Origin of the sequence: Stenotrophomonas sp. 3diitr2024 (assembly GCF_042136455.1) — a bacterium.
Taxonomy (GTDB): Bacteria; Pseudomonadota; Gammaproteobacteria; order Xanthomonadales; family Xanthomonadaceae; genus Stenotrophomonas; species Stenotrophomonas sepilia.
The window spans coordinates 1-3,896 of sequence record NZ_JBHHMJ010000061.1; the positions used below are offsets into that span (position 1 = coordinate 1).

4 protein-coding genes are annotated in these 3,896 nt (G+C 66.9%); 3 read left to right on the forward strand and 1 reads right to left on the reverse strand.

Annotation, left to right across the window (positions count from 1 at the left end):
- Positions 1 to 81: 81 nt before the first annotated feature.
- Both ABGA94_RS01240 and ABGA94_RS01245 read left to right on the forward strand, forming a co-directional pair.
- On the forward strand, positions 82 to 753 hold the full coding sequence (locus ABGA94_RS01240; RefSeq protein ID WP_375366153.1) for a hypothetical protein: 672 nt from the start codon (positions 82 to 84) through the stop codon (positions 751 to 753).
- On the forward strand, positions 753 to 1,373 hold the full coding sequence (locus tag ABGA94_RS01245; protein ID WP_111128276.1) for an HAD family hydrolase: 621 nt from the start codon (positions 753 to 755) through the stop codon (positions 1,371 to 1,373). Before ABGA94_RS01240 ends, ABGA94_RS01245 begins: the two co-directional genes overlap by 1 nt.
- Before the next feature lie 141 nt (positions 1,374 to 1,514).
- Here ABGA94_RS01245 and ABGA94_RS01250 read toward each other — a convergent pair whose 3' ends face one another.
- Positions 1,515 to 2,453, reverse strand: a complete 939-nt coding sequence (locus ABGA94_RS01250) for a carbohydrate kinase family protein (RefSeq protein ID WP_005419403.1) — start codon at positions 2,451 to 2,453, stop codon at positions 1,515 to 1,517.
- A gap of 283 nt (positions 2,454 to 2,736) precedes the next feature.
- Between ABGA94_RS01250 and ABGA94_RS01255 the strand changes: the two genes are divergently transcribed.
- Complete coding sequence (locus ABGA94_RS01255; protein ID WP_005419402.1) at positions 2,737 to 3,783, forward strand: rod shape-determining protein; 1,047 nt, start codon at positions 2,737 to 2,739, stop codon at positions 3,781 to 3,783.
- Positions 3,784 to 3,896: the final 113 nt, after the last annotated feature.

Genomic DNA, 3,896 nt, shown 5'->3' on the forward strand with positions numbered 1-3,896 from the left:
GCCTGGTGATTCCGGTTGCCGGGCAAACGCTGCAGGGCGCGGCGCTGCTTGAGGCAGTGACATCGGCCGCGCGCGAGGCAGGTGTGCAGGTGCACGCGCTGTCCAGTGGCCGCAGCCGCCGTGCGGGCGCAGAAGGAGGCCAAGGCCGAAGACGTGGCCAAGCAGTACGACATGGCCGTGGCCGCGCAGGACTGGGAACGCGCGCGCCTGCATGGTGCCTCGCTGCTGGACCAGTACAAGGACACCGCCGCCGCCGATCGCATCGCCGCGGGCTTCGACGAGGTCAAGGCCAAGGGTGACGCCGCGCGCGACCTGCGCCGCATGCAGGCGCTGTGGCAGTACAACCAGATCCCGGTGGGCAGCAAGGGCAACCAGGTTTCGGCGCAGATCTACAGCAAGGAACGGGTGGACGTGGATGGCAGCGGCGCCAAGCCGGTGCAGCTGGTGTTCCGCGATCATCCGGAGTGGAAGCGGCATGCGTATCTGGTGCTGCAGGCCGGCGATTTCCGTTGCCCGCAGTGCACGGTGAAAGTAACCGTGGACGACGGCAAGCCGATTTCCATGGCGGCGTGGCGTCCGAAGACCGATGAAGCCATTGCCCTGTTCATCACCGATCAGAAAGCGCTGTGGAAACTGGCGCGCAAGGGCAAGTCGATCAGCATCGAGTTCCCGGTCAAGGCCGGTGGTACCCGCACCGCTGTGTTTGAAACCGGTGGCGTCGACGCCAGCCGCATGCCGCAGTGGTGGCAGTGATGGTTGCGGCGGGCAGCGCAGTGCACGCGTTGTCCGCGATCCGGCACTGGGTGTTCGACATGGACGGCACGCTGACTGTGGCCGTGCATGATTTCGCCGCGATCCGCCGCGCATTGCAGATCACGGCCGAGGAAGACATCCTCGACCATATCGCGGCGTTGCCGGATGCGCCGGCGCAGGCCAAGCGTGAGTGGTTGCTGGATCACGAGCGCGCGCTGGCCGAGGACGCGCTGCCGGCGCCGGGTGCGGTGAAGCTGCTGCGCGCGCTGGCGGCGGCTGGCTGCCGGCTGGGCATCCTGACCCGCAATGATCATGCGCTGGCGAAGCTGACGCTGGAGGCGATCGGGGTCGGGGCGTTGTTCGACGATGCCGACATCATTGGTCGCGATGAAGCGGTGCCCAAGCCCTCGCCGGAGGGCCTGCAGCAGCATCTGCGGCGATGGGGCATCGGGCCTGCGCAGGCGGTGATGGTGGGTGACCACGCCTACGACCTGGAGTGCGGCCGTGCGGCCGGCACGCATACCGTGCTGGTCAACCTGCCAGAGAACCCTTGGCCGGGCCGCGCCGACTGGCATTTCGCCGATTGCCGCGCGCTGCTGGCCGCCTGGCAGGCAGCATGACCGGCGCGCGCAAGCCGAGCATGGGCTCGGCTCTACAGAGGGCAGGCAACGTGTCGGTCGGAAGTTCCGGTAGTGCCGGCCGCTGGCCGGCAGTGTCGACCAAGGTCGACACCCACCGATCAGATGCGCGGGCAGTTCGGCTTACGCGCCCAGCGCGTAACCGAACTGCTGCTTGAACTGCTCGTTGAACTCATCGAAGGTGAAACGCTGGTTCTGCGTGCCCGGATGCTCGACCTTCAGTGCGCCCATCAGGTTGCCCATGCGGCCGATGGTCAGCCAGTCGTAGCCCTTCTGGATGCCGTAGATCAGGCCTGCGCGGAAGGCGTCGCCACAGCCGGTCGGGTCGACCACGCGGCGCTCGTGCGCCGGCGGGATGTCGTAGCTCTTTTCCGGAGTGTGGATGACCGCGCCCTTCGGGCCACGGGTGGTGATGTAGGCCTTGACCCGGCTGACGATCTCCTTCTCGTCCCAGCCGGTGCGCTCCTGCAGCAGGTTCGACTCGTAGTCGTTCACCACCACGTAGTCGGCCTGCTCGATGAAGGCGCGCAGTTCCGGGCCGTTGAACAGCGGCATGGCCTGGCCCGGGTCGAAGATGAACGGGATGCCGTCTTCGTGGAATTCCTGCGCGTTCTGGATCATGCCTTCGCGGCCGTCCGGGCCGACCAGGCCCAGGGTGACGCCCGGCACCCCACGCACGTGGTTCTCGTAGGAACGCATCATCGCGCCCGGGTGGAAGGCGGTGATCTGGTTGTTGTCGTGGTCGGTGGTGATGAATGCCTGCGGGGTGAACAGCTCATCGATCACGCGCACGCGCGACAGGTCGATGCCCAGGCCTTCGAAGTATTCGCGGTACGGGCCGAAGTCCGAGCCCACGGTGCCCATCGGGATCGGCTGGCCGCCCAGCAGGTGCAGGTTGTAGGCGATGTTGCCTGCGCAGCCGCCGAACTCGCGGCGCATGCGCGGCACCAGGAAGGACACGTTCAGGATGTGCACCTTGTCCGGCAGGATGTGATTCTTGAACTGGTCCGGGAACACCATGATGGTGTCGAAGGCAAGAGAACCACAGATCAGAGCGGACATCGATGTAAGCCTATGCGGTGAATTTTGGGGTGGGCCGGCCCGGTTCAGCGGGCAAGCAAACGGCGCCCTTGGGCGCCCGACGGCGCAAAGGTTACCCGCTGGTGCCGCTCAGGGCCAGAACCGGGTGAGACCCGATCAGGCCGAAAGCCTGTGAAGACGCGGGTTCAGCTAGTTTTTTCCTTGCTCGGCGGCAGGCGGGTTGCTAGGCTTGTCGGCCTCGATTTCTGCCCATTTTTTCGCCATCCCGCGGCGGGCACGACACCCCTCAGGACTCCTTCCTCAGATGTTCAAGAAACTCCGTGGCATGTTCTCCAACGACCTGTCCATCGACCTGGGCACGGCCAACACCCTCATCTACGTGCGCGGGCAGGGGATCGTGCTGAACGAGCCGTCGGTCGTGGCCGTGCGCCAGGACCGTGCCATCGGTGGCACCCGTTCGGTGGCAGCCGTCGGCGCCGAAGCCAAGCAGATGCTGGGCCGTACCCCGGGCCACATCACCACCATCCGCCCGATGAAGGACGGCGTCATCGCCGACTTCACCTATACCGAGGCGATGCTCAAGCACTTCATCAAGAAGGTGCACAAGTCGCGCGTGCTGCGCCCGAGCCCGCGCGTCCTGGTCTGCGTGCCGGCCGGCTCGACCCAGGTCGAGCGCCGCGCGATCAAGGAATCGGCCGAGGAAGCCGGTGCCCGTGACGTGTTCCTGATCGAAGAACCGATGGCCGCCGCGATCGGCGCCGGCATGCCGGTCACCGAAGCCCGTGGCTCGATGGTCATCGACATCGGCGGTGGCACCACCGAAGTGGCGGTCATCTCGCTCAACGGCATCGTCTATTCGGCCTCGGTCCGCATCGGCGGCGACCGCTTCGACGAGTCCATCACCAACTACGTGCGCCGCAACCACGGCATGCTGATCGGTGAAGCCACCGCCGAGCGCATCAAGGTCGAGCTGGGCTGCGCCTACCCGCAGGCGGAAGTGATCGAGATGGAAATCTCCGGCCGCAACCTCGCCGAGGGCGTGCCGAAGATGATCAAGATCAGCTCCAACGAAGTGCTCGAGGCCCTGCACGAACCGCTGTCGGGCATCGTCAGCGCGGTCAAGCTGGCGCTGGAGCAGACCCCGCCGGAACTGTGCGCCGACGTCGCCGAGCGCGGCATCGTGCTGACCGGTGGTGGCGCCCTGCTGCGCGACCTGGACCGCCTGATCTCCGAGGAGACCGGCCTGCACGTGCAGGTGGCCGACGACCCGCTGACCTGCGTGGCGCGCGGTGGCGGTCGTGCGCTGGAGCTGGTGGACATGCACGGCAACGAGTTCTTTGCGCCGGAATAAGCCGTCCCGGCCGTTCCTGCCCGCCGCGCCCTTCCGGGGTGCGGCCCGCCGTGATGGCGGGCCGGCACCGGCGGGGCGCCCGCGTGTTTCCCTTCCGCCTTCTGCCAGTTGAA